Here is a 20,349-nt window from a genome sequence, read left to right on the forward strand (position 1 = left end):
TTCTAGCCCGTTAAACCTTAAAATAGCGTTAAAAAAAGTAAATTTGAACTATTACTATTAATAAACTTATATAAGTGGAATTCTTAGCACAAAAACAATGCAAAAAGTGTAGAAACATAGATGAATACCAGATAACTAAAATAGAGGCTGCGTTTTCACTAAAAGATGATTTTATATATAATCAAGCATGTAGTAAATGTGGTAGTAAAGATTATGTTAGCTACAGTCGTGATCTAGTTGCTGTAGATCAAGAAATACTGGATATATGGGGCAACAATCCTTCTTATCACTTTTTAGATCAAGATGAAGATTTACTACTTGCATACATGCAATATATGCCAATATTATTAAATGCTGTAGATAATAATCTTTACCCTCAAGAAAAATTGAATATAGTTATTTTAGCGTTATGCATTTTACTATATGATAATACAGGTGACTATAGTCAATATAGTGCAGAAGAAAGTAAAAAAATGCAGCAAAATGCAGCTATTATACAAGCTGAGCTTCTAAAAAGAAACAATATAATTTTCAAACATCAAGATGTAATTATGAATTACATAAAAAAGCGGGTTTTCCCCTTAATTGATTTAAAAATATAAACTAATGGAAAACAATTATATAGAAATAAATAAAAAAGCATGGAATACTAAAACAGCCATTCATGTTGACTCTGAATTTTATGATATGCCTGCTTTCCTGCAAGGTAAAAGCAGTTTAAATAGTATTGAACTGGAATTATTGGGAGATGTTAAGGGCAAAAAAATATTACACCTACAGTGCCACTTTGGACAAGATACACTATCGCTTGCACGAATGGGTGCCGAAGTTACCGGTGTAGACCTATCTGACCAAGCTATAAATAAAGCCCAAGGATTAGCTGAATCATTAAACATTCCTGCCCGTTTTATTTGTTGTGACCTGTATAGCCTGCCTGAACACCTTGATGATACATTTGATATTGTTTTTTCAAGCTACGGCACAATAGGCTGGTTACCCGATATTGAAAAATGGGGAAGCATAATAAGCCGTTACCTGAAACCAAAAGGGCAATTTATTTTTGCTGAATTTCATCCTGTGGTGTGGATGTTCGACGACTCATTCAGCACTGTGGCTTACAACTACTTTAATAAAGAGACTATTATTGAAACGGAAACAGGTACGTATACCAATAATGAGGCTGATATTACAACCGAAACTATTTCATGGAATCATAGTATTGCAGATGTATTAACCAGTTTATTAAATAATGGATTAGCAATAAAAGCTTTTAAAGAATATGATTACAGTCCTTATGACTGTTTTCAGGGTATGGAAGAATTTGAAAAAGGAAAATTCAGGATTAAAAAAATGGGAGACAAACTTCCAATGGTATATGCTTTAGTAGCAGAAAGACAGTAACCACTATTTACTTATATTTAACCTGTAAACCAAAACGTTATGGAGAGTATTTTTGACCAACAAGGCAACCAAAATATAATAGCTCGTATAGAAAAGCTTACCCCGTCTACTCCGGCAAAATGGGGTAAAATGACAGTAAGCCAAATGCTGGTACATTGCCAGCAGCCTATAAAAGTATGTTATGGCACACTTAAACTAAAATCAGGAATAATGGCTTTTCTTTTTGGGAAAATGATTAAAAAGAAAATAGGAGGTCCTAAACCTTTTAAACAGGATTTACCTACCGTAAAAGAATTTGTTGTAGCTAATGACCCTGATTTTGAGACATCACAAAAAGAACTTATCGACTTAGTTAAAGTTTTTGCAGAAAAAGGTCATGACGCTATAGTAAACCCTAAACATCCGTTTTTTGGTGAAATGACTATGGACGAGTGGAATGAATTACAATGGAAACATCTTGACCACCATTTAAGGCAATTTGGAGTATAACTTAATGTAGTAATTATTCAATTTAATAATGTAGCAATGGAATTTGTTACATTTGCACTTTATTACATTAAGAAACTAACGAATGCGCATTGATATAATTACTGTACTGCCTGAACTGCTACGCAGCCCTTTTGAAGCATCTATTTTAAAAAGAGCTATAGATAAAGGTTTGGTAGAAGTACACCTACACAACCTGAGAGATTACAGCACCAACAAACATAAAAATGTAGACGATTACCAGTTTGGTGGTGGTGCGGGTATGGTAATGATGGTAGAGCCTATTGATGCCTGTATTTCTAAATTAAAAAGCGAACGCAATTACGACGAGGTTATTTATATGACTCCCGATGGCGAAACATTAAACCAAGGGATTTCTAACCAAATGTCGATGCTGGAAAACATAATTATACTTTGCGGACACTATAAAGGTGTTGACCAGCGTGTGCGCGACCACTTTATTACCCGTGAAATCTCTATAGGTGATTACGTGCTTTCAGGTGGTGAGCTGGCAGCAGCCGTACTTTCGGACTCTATTATACGTTTAATACCGGGTGTATTAAGCAATGAAACATCAGCATTAACGGATAGTTTTCAGGATAACCTGCTCTCCCCTCCTATTTATACCCGCCCTTCTGATTATAAAGGCTGGCAAGTACCCGAAGTTTTATTGAGCGGTAACTTTGCTAAAATAGACAAGTGGCGTGAGGATAAAGCTATAGAGCATACTAAAAACAGGCGACCGGATTTATTAGAGTAGTTGTAATAATCAGCCAAAAGCCATTAGGCAATAATTGATAGCTTTGTATTTCTTTTGGCTAGTAGCTTATGCCTATTAACTCATAACCACTAACTTTGCAATACAAAAATTTCTAATTATTTAAAATAATTTCTATATTTGCACCCACTTTCGGACCAACCTCTGACGAAGTACGTGTATGTTGCTCTGATTCAAAACTTTAATCATTAGAAATCATGTCTGATTTAGTAAAATTTGTCGAAGAAGAATTCGTAACAAAAAAAGATTTCCCTGAATTTAGTACGGGAGACACAATTACTGTTTACTACGAAATTAAAGAGGGTGAAAAAACAAGAACTCAGTTCTTTAAAGGTGTAGTTATCCAAAAAAGAGGAACTGGAAGTACACAAACTTTCACAATCCGTAAAATGTCAGGTTCTGTAGGTGTAGAGCGTATCTTCCCTATCAACATGCCTGCATTACAAAAAATTGAAGTTAACCAAAGAGGTCAAGTGCGTAGAGCACGTATCTTCTACTTCAGAAATCTTACCGGTAAAAAAGCTAAGATTAAAGAAAGAAGAAGATAATTATCGCTTTGAGCAAATTATACCAAAAACCTCCGTTACAGCGGAGGTTTTTTTATGCTTACTAATTACAGAATATAACTCCTTAATGTTTGGCTGTTATAAAAACATCAACTCTTGTTTTTAGGCTATTTACAACTGGAAAAATTGCTTATATTTTCCTATATTTGCGAGCCTTGCTTTTTTAATCAAAAGGTTCTGTAACAGCTTACTTAAAGCCTCAATCTTTTATCTGCACAAAAAAGCACTGCAAACCAAAAAACTTAATCGATTAATAATCTGCCTGTCCGCTGTTAAAGGGCAGGGAATAAAAAAATGTAAAAAATGTCAAAAGCATCAAAAATCATTTATACGATAACTGATGAGGCCCCAATGCTGGCCACACATTCTTTCTTACCTATAATAGAAGCCTTTGCCGCTCCGGCTGGTGTAGCTATAGAAACAAGGGATATTTCCCTGGCAGGCAGGATACTGGCAAATTTCCCTGACCACCTTACTGAAGAACAAAAAATTGGTGATGCGCTTAGCGAACTTGGCGAGCTGGCTAAAACACCGGAAGCTAACATAATAAAATTACCAAACATATCTGCTTCTGTACCACAGCTTAAAGCAGCTATAAAAGAACTACAGGAACAAGGGTACAACATACCTGACTATCCCGGAGAACCAAAAACAGATGAGGAAAAGGAAATAAAAGCACGTTACGCTAAAGTTTTAGGTTCTGCTGTAAACCCTGTACTACGTGAAGGTAACTCTGACCGTAGAGCACCTAAAGCCGTTAAAAACTATGCTAAAGCACATCCGCACAGAATGGGTGCATGGTCATCTGATTCTAAAACGCATGTGACTAGCATGGAGCAGGGTGATTTTTACGGTAGTGAGAAGTCAGTTACTGTAAATGAGGCTGATGATGTTAAAATAGAATTTGTTGACAAAGCAGGTAATGCTACTGTATTAAAAGAAAGCACACCGCTTAAAGCAGGTGAAATTATAGATTGCTCTGTAATGAGCATGAGTGCTTTAAAAGAATTTATATCTAAAGAAGTTGAAGATGCTAAAGCAAAAGGAGTACTTTTCTCTGTACACCTTAAAGCTACCATGATGAAGGTTTCTGACCCTATTATCTTCGGTGCTTTTGTTGAAGTATTCTTTAAGGATGTATTTGCTAAGTACGGAGAGTTATTTAAAGAACTTGGTGTTAATACACGTAACGGTCTTGGTGATGTATATGCTAAAATAGAAGGTACTCCGCAAGAAGCAGAAGTTAAAGCTGCTCTTGATGAAGTTTACAAAACAGGACCGGATTTAGCAATGGTAAACTCTGATAAAGGTATTACTAACCTCCATGTACCATCTGATGTTATTATTGATGCTTCTATGCCTGCAATGATTCGTACATCAGGACAAATGTGGAATGCAGAGGGTAACCAACAAGATACTAAAGCTATTATACCGGACAGAAGTTATGCAGGGATTTATGATGCCACTATAAACTTCTGTAAAGAAAATGGTGCATTCGACCCTGCAACAATGGGTAGTGTACCAAACGTTGGGCTTATGGCTCAAAAGGCAGAAGAATATGGTTCTCACGATAAAACATTCCAACTTCATGGAGAGGGTGTTGTTCGTGTAGTTGATAAGAACGGAAATACACTAATGGAGCAAAATGTTTCGGAAGGAGATATTTTCAGAATGTGTCAAACTAAAGATGAGCCAATTCGCGACTGGGTTAAACTTGCTGTTACCCGTTCAAGACTATCTGAAACACCTGCTGTATTCTGGTTAGATGAACACAGAGCACATGACAAGCAACTTATAGAAAAAGTAAATACTTACTTAAAAGACCATGACACTACAGGACTTGATATCCGTATTATGAGCCCTGTAGAAGCTACAAACTTCACGCTACAAAGAATTAAAAACGGTCAGGATACTATCTCTGTTACAGGAAATGTACTAAGAGATTATTTAACTGACTTATTCCCTATTCTTGAACTTGGAACATCTGCAAAAATGCTTTCTATAGTACCGTTAATGAATGGCGGAGGTCTATTTGAAACCGGTGCGGGAGGTTCAGCTCCTAAGCACGTACAACAATTCCAGGAAGAGGGTTATTTAAGATGGGATTCTCTTGGTGAGTTCTTAGCACTTGGTGTATCATTAGAACATTTAGGTCAGGCATTTGGAAACGAAAAAGCACTTGTGCTTTCTGAAACACTTGATGATGCTACGGCTAAATTCTTAGAAAATGATAAATCGCCTGCTCGTAAGTTAGGACAAATTGATAACAGGGGTTCTCATTTCTACCTTGCTTTATACTGGGCAAATGCACTTGCTAATCAGGATAAAAACGAAGAGCTAAAAGCTACCTTTACTAATATAGCTAAAGCGCTTAATGAAAACGAAGAAAAGATTAATGCTGAATTAATCGGTGCACAAGGTAAAGCTCAGGAAATAGGCGGATACTACCACCCTAATGAGGAAAAAACCACTAATGCTATGCGCCCTAGTGAAACATTAAATACTGTTTTGGCACAACTAAAATAGTAGTAACTAAATACTTTTATATAAAAGCCGTATTGCATTGCAATACGGCTTTTATTTTTAGCAAAAATCGGGTTACAAATTACGTTACAATTCGTCATGTGCATAAAACCATTCAGTAGTATTTTTCTACAGTTTGGTATTTTACCTATTAATGGGTAATAGCCTAAAAACTAAAAAGGAGTATTTTTGCAGCGGAAATAAATCGTAATACTTTTTTTATAAAAAAGACAGTAAAAAATAAAGGCAAAAGGCAATTAAAATTACTATGACTCGTTATCCTAACAAATCGTTTTTACACATAATCTATCAATAATAAACAGAGTTCAATCATTAATCAAAAAAAACAAACAATCAGCTATGAAGTTAAATCCCCGGACTTACCTAACGGTATTCCTATGCCTAATTTTTTCGGTAGCATTTGCTCAGGAAAAATATACGTTAAGTGGTGTTATTTCTGACGCTCAGAGTAGTGAAACCCTAATAGGGGCAAATGTTTATATTGTAGAAGCTGAAAAGGCAGTATCTGCAAATGAATATGGGTTTTATTCCATTACACTACCGGCAGGAACTTACACATTACAAATAAGTTATGTAAGTTTCGGTACTGTACAAGAAACTGTAGAACTAAACAGTGACATTCGTAAAGATGTTTCATTATCACCCGCTTCGGAAGAACTGGAAGAAATAGTTATTACTGATAATCAAAAAAGAGCAGATATTCGCACTCCGCAAATGAGTGTAAATAAACTTACCATAAGCGAAATAAAGAAAATGCCTGCGGTAATGGGAGAAGTTGACGTATTAAAGTCTATACTGCAATTACCGGGTGTTACCAATGCTGGTGAAGGTTCATCAGGGTTTAATGTACGTGGTGGCGCTGCCGACCAAAACCTTATATTACTGGATGAAGCTACAATATACAACTCCTCTCACCTTTTTGGCTTCTTCTCTGTATTTAACCCTGATGCTATTAAAAACCTAAAACTGTATAAAGGTGGTATTCCTGCAAAGTTTGGTGGCAGGGTATCATCAGTATTGGATATCTATCAAAAGGAGGGTAATAAAAATGAATTCCATATGACTGGTGGTATAGGTGCTATTTCCAGCAGATTACTTGCCGAAGGACCTCTTGTAAAAGGTAAAAGTTCATTTCTTGTAGGTGGTCGTGCTTCATACGCACACTTATTTTTAAAATTAAGTAATAATGATAACTCAGCATATTTCTACGACTTGAATACTAAACTGAGCTATAACATTAACGAAAATAACAACCTCTACCTTTCAGGATATTTTGGTCGTGATTTATTGGGTATTAGCGATAGTTTCGAAAACGTATACGGTAACTCAGTATTAAATCTTAGATGGAATCACTTATTTAATGAAAAGCTATTCTCTAACTTATCTTTAATATATAGTGATTACTATTATGGTTTGGAATTAGGCTTTGTAGGGCTACAATGGGATTCCGGTATTAAAAACTTTAACCTGAAATACGACTTTAAACATTATTTATCTGATAAATTTAAACTGGACTACGGTATAAATGCTATTTACTACGATTTCAACCCGGGTGAAATATCAGCTTCAGGAAGCGATTCTTCTATAAATCCTCAAAGTTTTGAACATAAGTATGCTTTTGAACCTGCTATTTATATAGATGCAGAACATGAAATTACTGACTTTTTAAATATTAGCTATGGTGTACGCTATAGTATGTTCTACAGAATGGGTGCACAAACTATGAGTCTTTATGCAAATGACCAGCCTGTATATTACAACAACCAGTTAAAAATATATGAAGAGGCTGACGCTATAGGCACTAAACGATATGGAAGTGGTGATGTAATTGCTGATTTTAGCAACTTTGAGCCTCGCGCAGCAATATCTTTTCAACTGGATGACAACCAATCTATAAAAGCAAGCTATAACAGAATGGCGCAGTACCTGCACCTTATTTCTAACACGGCGTCACCTACCCCTCTTGACAATTGGGCGCCAAGTGGAAAATATATAAAACCTCAGTTACTGGATCAGGTGGCTTTAGGCTACTTCAGGAATTTTGCTAACGATAAGTACTCTTTAGAGGCTGAAACGTTCTACAAAAAAGTAAAAAACAGACTCGACTATATTGATGGTTCTGATCTTGTTGCTAACGAAAATATAGAAAGAGTACTACTTAATGGTGAAGGAAGAGCTTATGGTCTGGAATTATTACTTCGCAAAAATGAAGGTAAACTAACAGGCTGGATAGCTTATACACTATCACGTTCAGAACAAAGAGCACCGGGCAGAACCCCTGAAGAAACAGGTATTAATAATGGTAACTGGTATAAAACAGGGTATGATAAACTACATGACCTTTCAGTAACCGGGGCTTATGAATTGAATGATAAATGGTCTTTCGGGGCAATATTCGCACTACAATCAGGTCGTCCTGTAACCTACCCTAATGGGCAGTACGTATATGGCGATATGGTAGTACCCAGCTACGGAGACAGAAATGAAGAAAGACTACCTGCTTATCATCACTTAGATATTTCTGCAACCTATACTCCAACTAAAAATAAAGACAGAAAATGGAAAGGAGAATGGGTATTTAGTATTTACAACCTCTACAATCGTAAAAATGCCGCTTCAATTACTTTTGGACAAAATGAAGATACAGGAGTTAACGAGGCAACAAGGCTTTCAATATTCGGAGTAATACCAAGTGTTACCTATAACTTTAAGTTTTAACTAAAAATTGCTTTTCTAAAAAAGAATAATAAGTCATGAAAAATATAAAATATATACTACTGATAATAACAGGGATATTTTTTACCGCCTGTACAGATGTTGTAGATGTAGACCTGGAAACAGGCCCAACACGTCTGGTTGTAGATGCGCAACTGCAATGGCTAAAAGGTACTGATGGCAGCGAGCAAGTTATTAAGCTAAGCACTACTACAGGGTATTATGAACAAGAAATACCTGTGGTAACTAATGCTACTGTTTTTATAACGAACAGCGAAGGAACAGTATTTACGTTTAATGAAAATAACGGAACAGGAAACTACATTTGTAATAACTTTATTCCTGTAATTGGTGAGGAATACACCCTTACCGTAGAATATAACGAAGAAACGTATGTAGGTACAGAAACTTTATATGCCGTTTCTGAAATTTCGGAAATAGTACAGGACAATGAAGGTGGTTTTGGTGGTGATGACATTGAAGTACGCATTAAATGGATGGATAACCCTGACGAAATAAACTATTATATGGTTAGGTTTGATACTGACAGACTCCCTTACCCTGATTACGATGTAATGGATGATGAATTCTTTCAGGGAAATGAAATGTTTACATTTATAGACGATGAAGATTTTGAAGCTGGTGATGTTGTAGACATGAAGCTATATGGAATATCTGAACAATATTTTAATTATATGATGACCCTTTTAGGTGTTACTGAAGGTGGTGGAAGCCCTTTCCAGACACCACCCGTGGGTGTAAGAGGTAATATGGTTAACATTGATAACGAAGACAATTTCCCTGTAGGCTATTTTAGCATTACAGAAACTGATAAGACAAGTTATACCATTCAGTAAAAAAACACGGCACTGTATTTGAGGCAGTTATTAATAAATTGCCTATGAAAAAGAAACTATATTTATTGTTTACATCTTTGGTTTTACTTTCTGTAATTCTCACAAGTTGTGAAGATGTTATTGATGTAGATTTAGGCAGTTCAGAAAAAAGACTGGTAGTAGAAGCATCTATAAACTGGAAAAAAGGAACTGCAGGAGAATGGCAGGTTGTATATTTAAGTACTACTACTGATTTTTACAGTAATAACGTTCCTCGTGTTTCGGGAGCTGAAGTGTATATAACAAACAGTAAAGGAGATATATTTGAATTCCCTGAGCTCTCTAATGAGTTCAGGGGTTCTTATGGTTGTACCAATTTTGTCCCTGAAATTGGAGAAACCTATACACTTACAATACACTATAACAATAATACCTATACCGCTACCGAAAAACTACTACCCGTACCTGAATTAGTAGATGCAGGACAAGAAACTGAAAGTTTACTAGAAGACCTGATTATCGTTAAAGGATATTTTAATGACCCTCAAAACGAAGTCAACTATTATATGAGCGGATATGAACAGGAAAATAAAGGGTTAGAATACGCCGTTTTTGATGACAAATTTGTAAATGGCAATTATACCTATGCTGCAAGAATATTTGATGATTTAAATAGTAATGATGAGATAACTATTAACCTATACGGTATTACAAGGCAGTATTATGATTATATGAGTAAAATATTTACTATAACTTCCGAAGCAAATGTAGGTCCGTTTCAAGTTCCTCCCGGTGATATAAGAGGAAATATAAAAAACAGCAATAACCCTGATGATTTTGCTTATGGCTATTTTCGCTTAAGTGAAGTATCCACCATTCAGTACACAGTACAATAGTTTATTTGTATTTTTGCTGCTAAACTTTACTATATGTCATCTCACCACATAGTTCGTGACGACCAGGAATCGGCATTAATAATAGCCAATGGCGCAACTTGCAGCCAAGAACTATTAGGGCAATTACTGGAGTGGTCTCCCTATATAATTGTATTGGATAACGCTATGCAACGCGTAACGGAACTTGGTATTAAAGTAGATGTATTACTGGGTGATTTTGATGATGATTTTAATCCTGAAAAGTATAAGGATATGCAATATCCTTTGGAAATTGTACATACTCCCGACCAAGACAAAACAGACCTTGAAAAAGCCTTTGATTACCTTATAGAAAAAGGCTTTCCTGCGGTAAATGTAGTATGGGCAACAGGCAAACGTGCCGACCATACTATTACTAATATTACCAATATAGTACGTTACCGTAATAAACTAAAAATAGTGATCTTGGATGACCACAGTAAGGTTTTCCTGCTACGTGAAAAGTTTGAAAAGTGGTACACAGCAGGTACTCCTATTTCGCTTATTCCTATTGGTAAAGTAACCGGTATACATACTAAAAACCTAAAATACCCTTTAGCTGATGAAGAGTTAACCATAGGATATCGCACAGGTAGCAGCAATAAGGTTTTACAAGATGGTATAGTTAGCATTGAGCATAAGGAAGGTGATTTATTGCTTATGGAATGTTTTGATTAAAGAACTCCTCTCACTTAGTGTTAAGGGGTTACTACAACTGTAAACTAATCGTTATCTTTGTGAGAAAGCAGGAAAAAGAACATGAAATTTCAGGTAGTATCAGACTATAAGCCGATGGGCGATCAGCCCACAGCCATAAAACAACTTAGCGAAGGAATAAATGCAGGAGACAAATACCAAACACTTTTAGGGGTTACGGGTTCCGGTAAAACATTTACAGTTGCAAATGTTATTCAGGAAGTGCAGCGCCCTACTCTGGTACTGGCACACAACAAAACACTGGCAGCACAGTTATACAGCGAGTTCAAACAATTCTTCCCGAATAATGCAGTGGAATACTTTGTCTCGTACTACGACTACTACCAACCCGAAGCCTACATACCCGTATCAGGGCTTTATATAGAAAAAGACCTCTCCATAAACGAGGAACTGGAAAAAATGCGACTAAGCACCACCTCTGCCCTGTTATCAGGTCGCAGGGATGTTTTAGTAGTAGCGTCCGTATCGTGTTTATACGGTATTGGTAACCCTGTAGAATTTCAAAAGAACGTAATATCAATAGAGCGCGATCAGGTCATTAGCAGAACACAGCTATTGCACAGACTCGTACAAAGTTTATACTCCCGAACGGAAGCCGAATTCGTACCTGGAACATTCCGTATTAAAGGCGATACTGTAGAAGTTTTCCCTAGTTATGCCGATGAACCATTCCGTATACACTTTTTTGGTGATGAAATAGAAGAAATAGAAGCGTTTGATGCTAAAACCAGTTTGGTAATAGAAAAGTATGAAAAGCTGAATATTTATCCTGCTAATATGTTTGTTACCAGTCCTGATGTGTTACAAGGGGCGATATGGCAAATACAGCAAGACTTAGTAAAGCAAGTTGACTACTTTAAAGAAGTAGGCAAACACCTTGAAGCTAAACGACTGGAAGAGCGTACTAACTTCGATTTAGAGATGATTCGTGAACTTGGGTACTGTTCCGGTATTGAGAACTACTCCCGCTATTTAGATGGAAGAGAGCCCGGCACACGTCCTTTCTGTTTATTAGATTATTTCCCTGATGATTATTTAATGGTAATTGACGAAAGTCACGTAACCGTTAGTCAGGTGCATGCCATGTATGGAGGAGACCGTTCCCGTAAGGAAAACTTAGTGGAGTATGGTTTCAGACTACCAGCAGCTATGGATAATCGCCCGTTAAAATTTGAGGAGTTTGAAGCACTGCAAAACCAAGTGGTATACGTGAGTGCTACCCCTGCCGATTACGAAATGCAAAAAAGCGAAGGTATATATGTAGAGCAGGTTATTCGCCCAACGGGATTACTGGACCCTGTAATTGAAATACGCCCAAGCCTCAACCAGATAGACGATTTAATTGAAGAGATTCAGCAGCGTGTAGAGGTTGACGAGCGTGTTTTGGTAACTACCTTAACCAAACGTATGGCAGAGGAATTGGCTAAATACCTTACTAAAGTGGGTATTCGCTGCCGTTACATACACAGTGAAATTGATACGCTGGAACGTGTAGAAATTATGCAGGATTTACGTAAAGGTTTATTTGATGTGCTGATTGGGGTAAACTTACTGCGTGAGGGACTCGACTTACCCGAAGTATCATTGGTTGCTATACTGGATGCTGATAAAGAAGGCTTCCTGCGTAGTAATCGTTCGCTGATACAAACGGTGGGGCGTGCTGCACGTAACGTAAATGGTAAAGCGATAATGTATGCAGATAAGATTACTGACAGTATGCAAAAAACCATTGATGAAACCGCTTACCGCCGAGAAAAGCAGCATAACTTTAACGTAGCGCATAACATTAAGCCTACTGCGCTTAATAAAAAGATTGAAAGTGCCCTTTCTAAGAGCCCTATTAACGAATTCCATTACGATAATACGCAAAAAGCTGCTGCCGAACCGGATACTGCTTACATGAGTAAAGGTGATATTGAAAAACTGATACGTGAAAAACGTAAAACAATGGAAAAAGCTGCCAAAGAGCTTGACTTTTTACAGGCTGCTAAACTGAGAGATGAAATTAAGGCTTTGCAGGAGAAAATATAAACAATATAAAACTGAAATTATGCCTTCAAATGCCTATATAAATTTTTTACATATTAGAGTCGATGTATTGAAACTAATCGAAACATATACTTACTATAAAGACAACAATCTTGGTAAAAAGGGTCTAGGGCACTTAACTAGAAGTGCAATAATAATGTTATGTGCAGCATGGGAAAGATATAATGAAGATTTGTTATTGGAAAGCATTCAATATATAGGTAATCATGTTAATAATATCCAGTCACTGAATAAAAAAATAAAAAAGACAATCAGTAAAAAAGTAAGAGATGATAAAAATGAAATTAAGCCTATTGAATTAGCAGGAACAGGCTGGAAGGATATATGGTTTGAATATGCAAAGATTGATACTGATTTATTAAATACTCCAAAGTCTGAAAAGTTGAAAACATTATTTGAGACATATTTAGGCATCTCCGATTATTTATCTTTTTGGAACACAACTAATCCAAAAGAGATTGATAAGTTTGTTTCAGATAGAGGCGATATAGCTCATAATGGAAATAAAGCATCTTCAATCAGAATGAATAAATTAAGAAAATATCAAGATTTAGTAGTAGAAAATGTTATTGAAATTGATTCTAAAATGGCTAATGAGTTAAAAAGAATGACTAACTCTTCAAACTTAGCATGGACTCAAGAGTATTATACTAATATAAACAGATATTAAAGTATATGGGAAAGTTTGTCATACAAAAAAAATCTAATGGATTATATTATTTTACTTTAAATATAAACGGTAGAGTAATATTAAATAGTGAAGGGTATACAAGTATCTCAGGGTGTCATAACGGAATCGAAGCGGTTAAATTAAATTCTAAAAATGACTCAAGTTACAAATTAGGAATGGCTCGAAATGGAAAGTATTATTTTTACATTAAATCAAGTAATGGACAAATTATAGCTACAAGTGAATTATATGACACAAAAATCACAATAGAAAATGATATTAATAAAATAAAAGAATGTGGTTTAACTGCACATGTTTATGAAAAAAACAATTAATTATCTTAAAATTCACATGTTCTAATCTTATAAAAATCAACCATTCTTATCATCTTTTTATTTTCTGCAAAATCTAGTAACTATCATAGTAAGGAAAATTGAAATTCAAATATTGAAGTTAAGCCGTTAACCAATAATTTTTAACCATCCCCTTTTCTCCCTGCTTTTTAGTATCTTGCTATAACAAACACAAAACCAGTTTCGGGATGAAAAGCTTTTTCCGTTTCTTTCTATTTTCACTATTACTAATAGTAGGGCAATTATTGCACGCACAAACCGATACGGTTAAGCAGGCCGACTCGGTAAATACTGTAAGCCTTAGCGACTATAAATTACAATTGCAGTCACTTGAACAACAGCGCATAGCCGACTCTATTAAAAAGGCACGACTGGAAGAGCAATTGCATTCGCTAAAGACCACTGATAATATTAAGAAAGAAGAGCTACTTGCTGAAATTAATGAATTGAACAGCCGAGAAGCCAAACTTCTTAAAGATAAAAAAGCACGTATTGATTCGCTAAGGGCTACGGCAAAAGGGTATCCTGTAAGAGGGTTCTTTAAAGATACACTGTTTACTATCTACAGCAAACTGGGTAGTTTTTCCGCACACGACCGTGCTGAAGCTATTACTGAACGAATTAAGGTGCTCGGAGATAATTACCTGTTTAAAGCTGATTCACTAAAGGTTACAGCTTCTGAAAACACGTATGATGTTGTTGCAGGAGAATCTATTATAGTAAGCGTTTCAGAGAATGATGCCTTATGGAATGACACCACTATGGAAGGGCTTGCTATGGCATATTCCAAAATAATTGGCGATGCTGTACTCCATTATAAAGATGAAACAAGTTTTATTACACTGGCTAAAGAAATAGGTTTAGCCATACTTGTTTTACTACTGCTTGGGCTTATCATACGCTTTTCAAACAGGCTGTTCCGGTGGACAGCGTTGAAAATACATGATCAAAAAGGTAAGCTCATTAAGGGCATTACCATAAAAAATTATGACTTGTTTGACGCAGAACGTCAAATAAGAATACTATTAACACTAAATACTATACTAAAATGGCTTGTAATATTATTACTGATATATATTGCCTTGCCAATACTGTTTGGTATTTTCCCCTGGACACAAAACTTTGCGGAAACGCTGTTTAGCTATATCCTCTCCCCTGTCAAAAATATGGCATTCGGGTTATGGAACTACCTGCCTAACTTAATTACAATAATTGTTATCATTTTCGTTTTCCGTTATGTATTACGGTTTGCACGTTTTCTAAAAAATGAAATTGCCAGTGGTGACCTTCATATTAATGGGTTTTATCCGGACTGGGCTAACCCTACCTACCAAATAATACGCGTATTGATTATCGCTTTTATGTTGGTACTCATCTATCCTTACCTACCGGGAAGCGACTCACCTATTTTCCAAGGGGTTTCAGTGTTTTTAGGTTTCCTGTTCACGTTTGGGTCTATGGGGTCGCTGTCAAATATTATTGCCGGGCTGGTACTTACCTATATGCGACTATTTAAAATAAACGACCGTGTAAAAATAGGTGATGTAGTTGGCGACGTTATAGAAAAATCACTTCTAGTAACCCGCGTGCGTACTATAAAAAATGAGATTATAAGTATCCCTAATTCCACTGTAATGAACAGTTATACTATAAACTACAGTAGCGATACCGTAGATCGTGGACTTATACTACATACCACAGTAACACTAGGTTATGATGTGCCCTGGAAAGATGTACATCAGGCACTTATAACGGCTGCCGACCGCACAGAATTACTTGAAAAAGAACCGAAACCGTTTGTACTGCAAACCAGCCTTGATGATTTTTATGTATCATATCAGTTAAATGCTTATACCAGAGAGGCTAACAAACAGGCTAAAATATACAGCGACCTACACCAAAATATACAGGACTGTTGTAATGAGGCGGGTATCGAAATACTATCGCCACACTATCGTGCTGCACGAGATGGTAACATGACCACCATACCTGCTGATTATCTGGATAAGGATTATAAAGTACCATCATTCAATGTAAAAATGGATAAGAAGAATGGGGAACAACGCTAAACGAGGTTAAACTTATTACAAAACCTTACTTTTTATAACTGTAATACTATATTTTCATAGTATGAAAACGAAAAAGCCTTTAGGGAATGTTACATCCTTTGTTTTAGAAGCTCCGCAACTGCATAGCGATAAAACTATTTGGGTATACTTGCCTTATAACTACAATAATAGTGATACTAACTACCCTGTACTATATATGCACGACGGGCAAAATGTTTTTGATGAATCGGAATCATATAAAAGAGAATGGCATGTGGAGGATAAACTTAATGAACTACACTCCGAAGTTATTGTGGTAGGTATAGAACATGGCGGCAGTACGCACCGTATTGATGAGCTTACTCCTTATAAAAATGATGATTATGGAGGAGGACATGCCGATGATTATCTTGATTTTATGCTTACAGTTTTAAAACCTCATATTGATAATAATTTCCGCACGCTTACTGATAAGGAACATACTACTATATTTGGCAGCTCTGTAGGTGGTTTAATTTCTTTTTATGCCCTGCTTAAGTTTCCTGATGTGTTTGGCAATGCCGGAGTTTTCTCTCCTTCTTTCTGGTTTAGTGAGGAAATTTTTAAGTTAATGGATGAAGTAGAAACTATTGAGGGTAAGATATATTTTATGGCAGGTGACCACGAAAGTAAAGGTATGATTCCCGATTTGGAACGTATGGAAAAGTTAGTGCTGCAAAAAGTAAAAAATGAAAATCAGGTATATAAAAAAATTGTACCCAATGGCAGGCATAACGAAAAAAGCTGGAGAAAGCAATTTAAAGAAGCCTATATGTGGCTTGAAAAACAAAATTAAATAACTTTATAGCTGATATTTTAATGTAATCAAACTAATTAATGGATGAAATAAGTGATAATATTACTGAAGATTTAAGTATACATGAAATACTTGACTCTGTATTATTTTCTATTGGGGATACCCGTATTAAGCTAAGTGCTGTACTTGCAGTAGTTATATTTGTTATTATTTCTTTACTAATAATAAAGCTAATAAAAAGAAGTGTATACCGCTCTAAAAGTCTTGATAGTGCTAAAAAGTACTCGGTATATATGCTTATTAAATACTTTTTATTAGTAATTATAATAGTAACTTCATTACAAATACTTGGTTTTGACCTTTCAGTACTTTTAGCCGGTTCTGCAGCACTATTGGTAGGTATCGGGCTTGGTATACAAAATTTATTTAGCGATTATACGTCGGGTATAATCATACTTATAGATTCGACTGTAAAAGTAGGCGATGTTATAGAGGTAAACAGTATAGTAGGTACAGTACAGGAAATACGGCTCCGTACTACTACAATACTTACACGAGACGATAAATATATTATTCTACCCAATACTTTGCTTACAAGAAATGAACTTATTAACTGGACACATAATGCCCTTGCATCACGTTTTGAGGTATCAGTAGGTGTAGATTATTCTTCTGATGTAAAAGTTGTTATGGACATATTAAAGGAAGCAGCACTAGAGGAACCTGCTGTACTTTCTGCACCTGAGCCTTTTGTACGCTTTACAGAGTATGGAGAATCATCACTTAACTTTTCTGTTTACTTTTGGGTTGAAGATGTTTTTAGGGCTGAAAATGCTAAAAGTAAATTAAGGGTAACCATATTTGAAAAATTTACTGAGAATAATATCACCATTCCATTCCCACAACGAGTAATGCATCAGGCTAAAGAATAATTACTATGAAAGACAACTTTTATGAAATACTAAACAATCCTGTTATTACCAAAGTACTATTTCTCTCATTGGGCATAATTATTATATGGTTTGTTATACGCCTTGTACAGCGCAACTTATTTTCCCGAATAAAGGAAAACGAGCACCGTTACAGAGCCAGAAAGTTTGGTCATTTTATAGGTTATTTACTAACAGCGCTTTTATTTACAATAGTGTTTAGTGACAAGCTGGGTGGGCTTACTGTAGCTTTTGGTGTAGCAGGTGCAGGTATTGCTTTTGCTTTGCAGGAAGTTATAGCATCATTTGCAGGGTGGCTGGCTATAATGTTCGGCGGATTTTATAAAACCGGAGACAGGGTACAGCTTGGTGGTATGAAAGGTGATGTTATGGACATAGGTGTACTTCGTACTACACTTATGGAAACAGGACAATGGGTAGATGGGGATTTATATAACGGTCGTATTGTTTTAGTGGCTAACAGTTTTGTTTTTAAAGAACCTGTTTTCAATTACTCAGGCGATTTTCCTTTTTTATGGGATGAACTAAAAATTCCTGTACAATATGGTAGCGATTATGATTTAGCTAAAGAAATATTGCTTAAAGTTGGTAATGAGGTAGCCGGTAACCTTTCGGAAGAATCTCAGGCTAAATGGCATTCACTACAACGTAAATACAGGCTTGAAGAAGCCAAAACAGAACCAATGGTATCATTAATTGCTAACGATAACTGGGTAGAGTTTACACTTCGCTACGTAGTAGATTATAAACAAAGAAGAGGTATTAAAACCGAAATGTTTACCCGTATATTAAAAGAAGTTGATGCCACTAATGGCGCTATTAAATTTGCATCGGCTACCTTCCAGTTAGTAGAACCTTCGGGTATTGATGTTTATTTAAAAAACAGAGAGTCTAAACAAAATTAATTTAGTAGGGGCACTATTTTTTTCTGAACCATTGGAGAATCATCTCGCCAGTCGCCACCTTCTTTATCTTTATAATTAGTTACTATTAATACTTCTCCTTTATCATTAAGTAAAATATATTTAGAGAAGTCATCAATAGTTTCAAATTTAGCAGGTGTAATTTCCTTTACAAATTGTCTGTTTCTCTTTTTGGTTCTCTTTCCATATACTTCGTCAGATAGTATTGCTATTTGTATATCCTTATCTTGCTCCTTTAAAAAAGCTACTGCATTTTGTGTCATATCACTACCTTGCTCATCTACAATTATTACATAAAAGTTAAGATTATAGTCTTTAGCAAGTTTTATAGCAGTAGGTAAATGCAAGCGGCAAGGTTCGCACCATATACCAAATGTGTAAAATAAAGTATAGTCTTTATCAGAATCTTTAGCTACTTGTGGTAAGGATGCCGCATCAACTACTAAAACATCAATCTTTTCATCTGCTGATTGTGCATTAGCAAATTGCATTACAATAATAGCCAGTAACGCTAAAAGTAATTTTTTCATTTTTGAAGATATAAAATGATTAGTTATGTTGTGCCCTGAAAAGAGCAATTAAAATATCAGGATCAATAAGGCCACTTGGCGATTTTTCCATTTCAGCAAGTACACTACGCATGGCAAAAGGACTAAGTCCCATATTAACGCCAAGTTCGCGTATTGCTATTTGCTCATTTTCATGTAAAACACCATCAGCATGCATTAAAAGTGCTAGTCTGTAAAACTGCATTATACGCTGGTGTTCTGATTTTATAACCATCTTCTCTGCTTTATGCACAAAAAGGCGTTCAAAATCAGTAACATCCACTTTTAGCTGAGTAGCTACCACTGAAAGAAAACTATATTCTCTTTCATGCACTTCACCATCTATTTGGGCAAATGCAATCATTTCCGAAAGTAAACTTAATTTCTCTTGGTAACTGCTCATAGCATTTAATATTTTTTAGCTAAAATATTCTTTTATATATTAAAATCAAAGATATTTTGTTAAACTGCTCACTTATAAATATTATACGGTCTAAAAATCAGAAAGGTTTTAATAATAGAGTATCTTTGCCAAAATTACATACAGTATGGATAATAATGATATTTTTAAAAAGTTAAGAGTTGCATTACAGCTAAGAGATGACCAGATAGTAGAAATACTGCAACTTGTTGATTTCAGAATATCAAAATCAGAACTAAGTGCATTTTTCCGTAAACCTGATCACCCTAATTATATGGAATGTGGTGACCAGGTATTACGTAATTTTTTAAACGGACTCGTTATTCATTTAAGAGGTACTAAAGAGGAGCCTAAAAACCCTACCGAAGTTTTGGCTAAAAATACAGGATCAGCTAAGCAAAATGGTAATAATAAAGCCAAAGCAAACATAAAACCTGATACAAAATCGCAGACAAAGCCTCAGTTTAAAACTCCTGTAAATAAAAAATTTAAAGAAAAGAAATCTGTTGTTGAAAAAGTGAAATTCAATAATGGTAAGGATAAAAAATCTTCAAAATAAAGCGGGAGATTTTTTTTATTTTTCATTAAATTTTCCAGTTTTTATTCATTCAATAAAACGCTCTTAATTATATGT

20 protein-coding genes are annotated in these 20,349 nt (G+C 35.5%); 18 read left to right on the top strand and 2 right to left on the bottom strand.

The genetic code is table 11. From position 1 onward, the window contains the following. Positions 1–74: 74 nt before the first annotated feature. From IEW45_RS02405 to IEW45_RS02485, 17 genes are all read left to right on the top strand, one after another. Positions 75–602 (top strand): hypothetical protein, encoded by a 528-nt coding sequence (locus tag IEW45_RS02405; RefSeq protein WP_188619624.1) that lies wholly within the window; start codon positions 75–77, stop codon positions 600–602. 4 nt (positions 603–606) lie between these two features. Beyond that, positions 607–1,401 (top strand): class I SAM-dependent methyltransferase, encoded by a 795-nt coding sequence (locus IEW45_RS02410; RefSeq protein WP_188619625.1) that lies wholly within the window; start codon positions 607–609, stop codon positions 1,399–1,401. Positions 1,402–1,440: 39 nt separating this feature from the next. Continuing rightward, entirely contained in the window at positions 1,441–1,890 is a 450-nt protein-coding gene (locus IEW45_RS02415) for a DUF1569 domain-containing protein (protein ID WP_188619626.1), read from the top strand. An 82-nt stretch (positions 1,891–1,972) separates the two neighbouring features. After that, positions 1,973–2,647 (top strand): tRNA (guanosine(37)-N1)-methyltransferase TrmD, encoded by a 675-nt coding sequence (gene trmD, locus IEW45_RS02420; RefSeq protein WP_188619627.1) that lies wholly within the window; start codon positions 1,973–1,975, stop codon positions 2,645–2,647. Between the two features lie 215 nt (positions 2,648–2,862). Continuing rightward, positions 2,863–3,213 carry a 50S ribosomal protein L19 gene (rplS, locus tag IEW45_RS02425; protein WP_188619628.1) on the top strand — a complete coding sequence of 117 codons (351 nt, stop codon included), beginning with the start codon at positions 2,863–2,865 and terminating at the stop codon, positions 3,211–3,213. Between the two features lie 321 nt (positions 3,214–3,534). After that, positions 3,535–5,757, top strand: coding sequence for an NADP-dependent isocitrate dehydrogenase (locus IEW45_RS02430; protein ID WP_188619629.1), 2,223 nt, complete (start codon positions 3,535–3,537; stop codon positions 5,755–5,757). Positions 5,758–6,114: 357 nt separating this feature from the next. Then, positions 6,115–8,493, top strand: a complete 2,379-nt coding sequence (locus tag IEW45_RS02435; RefSeq protein WP_188619630.1) for a TonB-dependent receptor — start codon at positions 6,115–6,117, stop codon at positions 8,491–8,493. Positions 8,494–8,528: 35 nt separating this feature from the next. Further along, the gene (locus IEW45_RS02440) at positions 8,529–9,347 is read left to right on the top strand and encodes a DUF4249 domain-containing protein (RefSeq protein WP_188619631.1); all 819 of its coding nucleotides are present in this window, start codon (positions 8,529–8,531) and stop codon (positions 9,345–9,347) included. 44 nt (positions 9,348–9,391) lie between these two features. Then, positions 9,392–10,222 (top strand): DUF4249 domain-containing protein, encoded by an 831-nt coding sequence (locus tag IEW45_RS02445; RefSeq protein ID WP_188619632.1) that lies wholly within the window; start codon positions 9,392–9,394, stop codon positions 10,220–10,222. A gap of 33 nt (positions 10,223–10,255) precedes the next feature. After that, complete coding sequence (locus IEW45_RS02450; protein ID WP_188619633.1) at positions 10,256–10,918, top strand: thiamine diphosphokinase; 663 nt, start codon at positions 10,256–10,258, stop codon at positions 10,916–10,918. A gap of 81 nt (positions 10,919–10,999) precedes the next feature. After that, on the top strand, positions 11,000–12,988 hold the full coding sequence (gene uvrB, locus IEW45_RS02455) for an excinuclease ABC subunit UvrB (protein ID WP_188619634.1): 1,989 nt from the start codon (positions 11,000–11,002) through the stop codon (positions 12,986–12,988). Further along, positions 12,957–13,676 (top strand): MAE_28990/MAE_18760 family HEPN-like nuclease, encoded by a 720-nt coding sequence (locus IEW45_RS02460; RefSeq protein WP_188619635.1) that lies wholly within the window; start codon positions 12,957–12,959, stop codon positions 13,674–13,676. The genes uvrB and IEW45_RS02460 overlap by 32 nt, the downstream gene beginning before the upstream one ends. 5 nt (positions 13,677–13,681) lie before the next feature. Next, entirely contained in the window at positions 13,682–14,011 is a 330-nt protein-coding gene (locus IEW45_RS02465) for a YegP family protein (protein ID WP_188619636.1), read from the top strand. Between the two features lie 206 nt (positions 14,012–14,217). Further along, positions 14,218–16,098 carry a mechanosensitive ion channel family protein gene (locus IEW45_RS02470; protein WP_188619637.1) on the top strand — a complete coding sequence of 627 codons (1,881 nt, stop codon included), beginning with the start codon at positions 14,218–14,220 and terminating at the stop codon, positions 16,096–16,098. Positions 16,099–16,159: 61 nt separating this feature from the next. After that, entirely contained in the window at positions 16,160–16,912 is a 753-nt protein-coding gene (locus IEW45_RS02475; RefSeq protein WP_188619638.1) for an alpha/beta hydrolase, read from the top strand. A 41-nt stretch (positions 16,913–16,953) separates the two neighbouring features. After that, a complete protein-coding gene (locus IEW45_RS02480; RefSeq protein ID WP_188619639.1) occupies positions 16,954–17,805 on the top strand; it encodes a mechanosensitive ion channel family protein in 852 nt (283 codons plus the stop codon). Positions 17,806–17,810: 5 nt separating this feature from the next. Further along, positions 17,811–18,728 carry a mechanosensitive ion channel family protein gene (locus tag IEW45_RS02485; RefSeq protein WP_188619640.1) on the top strand — a complete coding sequence of 306 codons (918 nt, stop codon included), beginning with the start codon at positions 17,811–17,813 and terminating at the stop codon, positions 18,726–18,728. On the opposite strand, the gene IEW45_RS02490 is transcribed toward IEW45_RS02485, so the two are convergent. Next, positions 18,725–19,276: a thioredoxin domain-containing protein gene (locus IEW45_RS02490; RefSeq protein WP_188619641.1), complete on the bottom strand. Its 552-nt coding sequence runs from the start codon at positions 19,274–19,276 to the stop codon at positions 18,725–18,727. The genes IEW45_RS02485 and IEW45_RS02490 overlap by 4 nt on opposite strands. Before the next feature lie 19 nt (positions 19,277–19,295). Continuing rightward, positions 19,296–19,697, bottom strand: coding sequence for a TerB family tellurite resistance protein (locus IEW45_RS02495; RefSeq protein ID WP_188619642.1), 402 nt, complete (start codon positions 19,695–19,697; stop codon positions 19,296–19,298). Positions 19,698–19,842: 145 nt separating this feature from the next. On the opposite strand from IEW45_RS02495, the gene IEW45_RS02500 reads away from it, so the two are divergent. After that, positions 19,843–20,274: a DUF1456 family protein gene (locus tag IEW45_RS02500; RefSeq protein ID WP_188619643.1), complete on the top strand. Its 432-nt coding sequence runs from the start codon at positions 19,843–19,845 to the stop codon at positions 20,272–20,274. Positions 20,275–20,349: the final 75 nt, after the last annotated feature.

This window comes from Flavobacterium suaedae (genome assembly GCF_014642915.1).
GTDB lineage: Bacteria > Bacteroidota > Bacteroidia > Flavobacteriales > Flavobacteriaceae > Flavobacterium > Flavobacterium suaedae.

Excerpts from the sequence above, each read along its gene's own strand:
- IEW45_RS02410 (WP_188619625.1), top strand. The coding sequence starts at position 607 with ATGGAAAACAATTATATAGAAATAAATAAAAAAGCATGGAATACTAAA.
- IEW45_RS02415 (WP_188619626.1), top strand. The coding sequence starts at position 1,441 with ATGGAGAGTATTTTTGACCAACAAGGCAACCAAAATATAATAGCTCGT.
- trmD (WP_188619627.1), top strand. The coding sequence starts at position 1,973 with ATGCGCATTGATATAATTACTGTACTGCCTGAACTGCTACGCAGCCCT.
- rplS (WP_188619628.1), top strand. The coding sequence starts at position 2,863 with ATGTCTGATTTAGTAAAATTTGTCGAAGAAGAATTCGTAACAAAAAAA.
- IEW45_RS02430 (WP_188619629.1), top strand. The coding sequence starts at position 3,535 with ATGTCAAAAGCATCAAAAATCATTTATACGATAACTGATGAGGCCCCA.
- IEW45_RS02435 (WP_188619630.1), top strand. The coding sequence starts at position 6,115 with ATGAAGTTAAATCCCCGGACTTACCTAACGGTATTCCTATGCCTAATT.
- IEW45_RS02440 (WP_188619631.1), top strand. The coding sequence starts at position 8,529 with ATGAAAAATATAAAATATATACTACTGATAATAACAGGGATATTTTTT.
- IEW45_RS02445 (WP_188619632.1), top strand. The coding sequence starts at position 9,392 with ATGAAAAAGAAACTATATTTATTGTTTACATCTTTGGTTTTACTTTCT.
- IEW45_RS02450 (WP_188619633.1), top strand. The coding sequence starts at position 10,256 with ATGTCATCTCACCACATAGTTCGTGACGACCAGGAATCGGCATTAATA.
- uvrB (WP_188619634.1), top strand. The coding sequence starts at position 11,000 with ATGAAATTTCAGGTAGTATCAGACTATAAGCCGATGGGCGATCAGCCC.
- IEW45_RS02460 (WP_188619635.1), top strand. The coding sequence starts at position 12,957 with ATGAAATTAAGGCTTTGCAGGAGAAAATATAAACAATATAAAACTGAA.
- IEW45_RS02465 (WP_188619636.1), top strand. The coding sequence starts at position 13,682 with ATGGGAAAGTTTGTCATACAAAAAAAATCTAATGGATTATATTATTTT.
- IEW45_RS02470 (WP_188619637.1), top strand. The coding sequence starts at position 14,218 with ATGAAAAGCTTTTTCCGTTTCTTTCTATTTTCACTATTACTAATAGTA.
- IEW45_RS02475 (WP_188619638.1), top strand. The coding sequence starts at position 16,160 with ATGAAAACGAAAAAGCCTTTAGGGAATGTTACATCCTTTGTTTTAGAA.
- IEW45_RS02480 (WP_188619639.1), top strand. The coding sequence starts at position 16,954 with ATGGATGAAATAAGTGATAATATTACTGAAGATTTAAGTATACATGAA.
- IEW45_RS02485 (WP_188619640.1), top strand. The coding sequence starts at position 17,811 with ATGAAAGACAACTTTTATGAAATACTAAACAATCCTGTTATTACCAAA.
- IEW45_RS02490 (WP_188619641.1), bottom strand. The coding sequence starts at position 19,276 with ATGAAAAAATTACTTTTAGCGTTACTGGCTATTATTGTAATGCAATTT.
- IEW45_RS02495 (WP_188619642.1), bottom strand. The coding sequence starts at position 19,697 with ATGAGCAGTTACCAAGAGAAATTAAGTTTACTTTCGGAAATGATTGCA.
- IEW45_RS02500 (WP_188619643.1), top strand. The coding sequence starts at position 19,843 with ATGGATAATAATGATATTTTTAAAAAGTTAAGAGTTGCATTACAGCTA.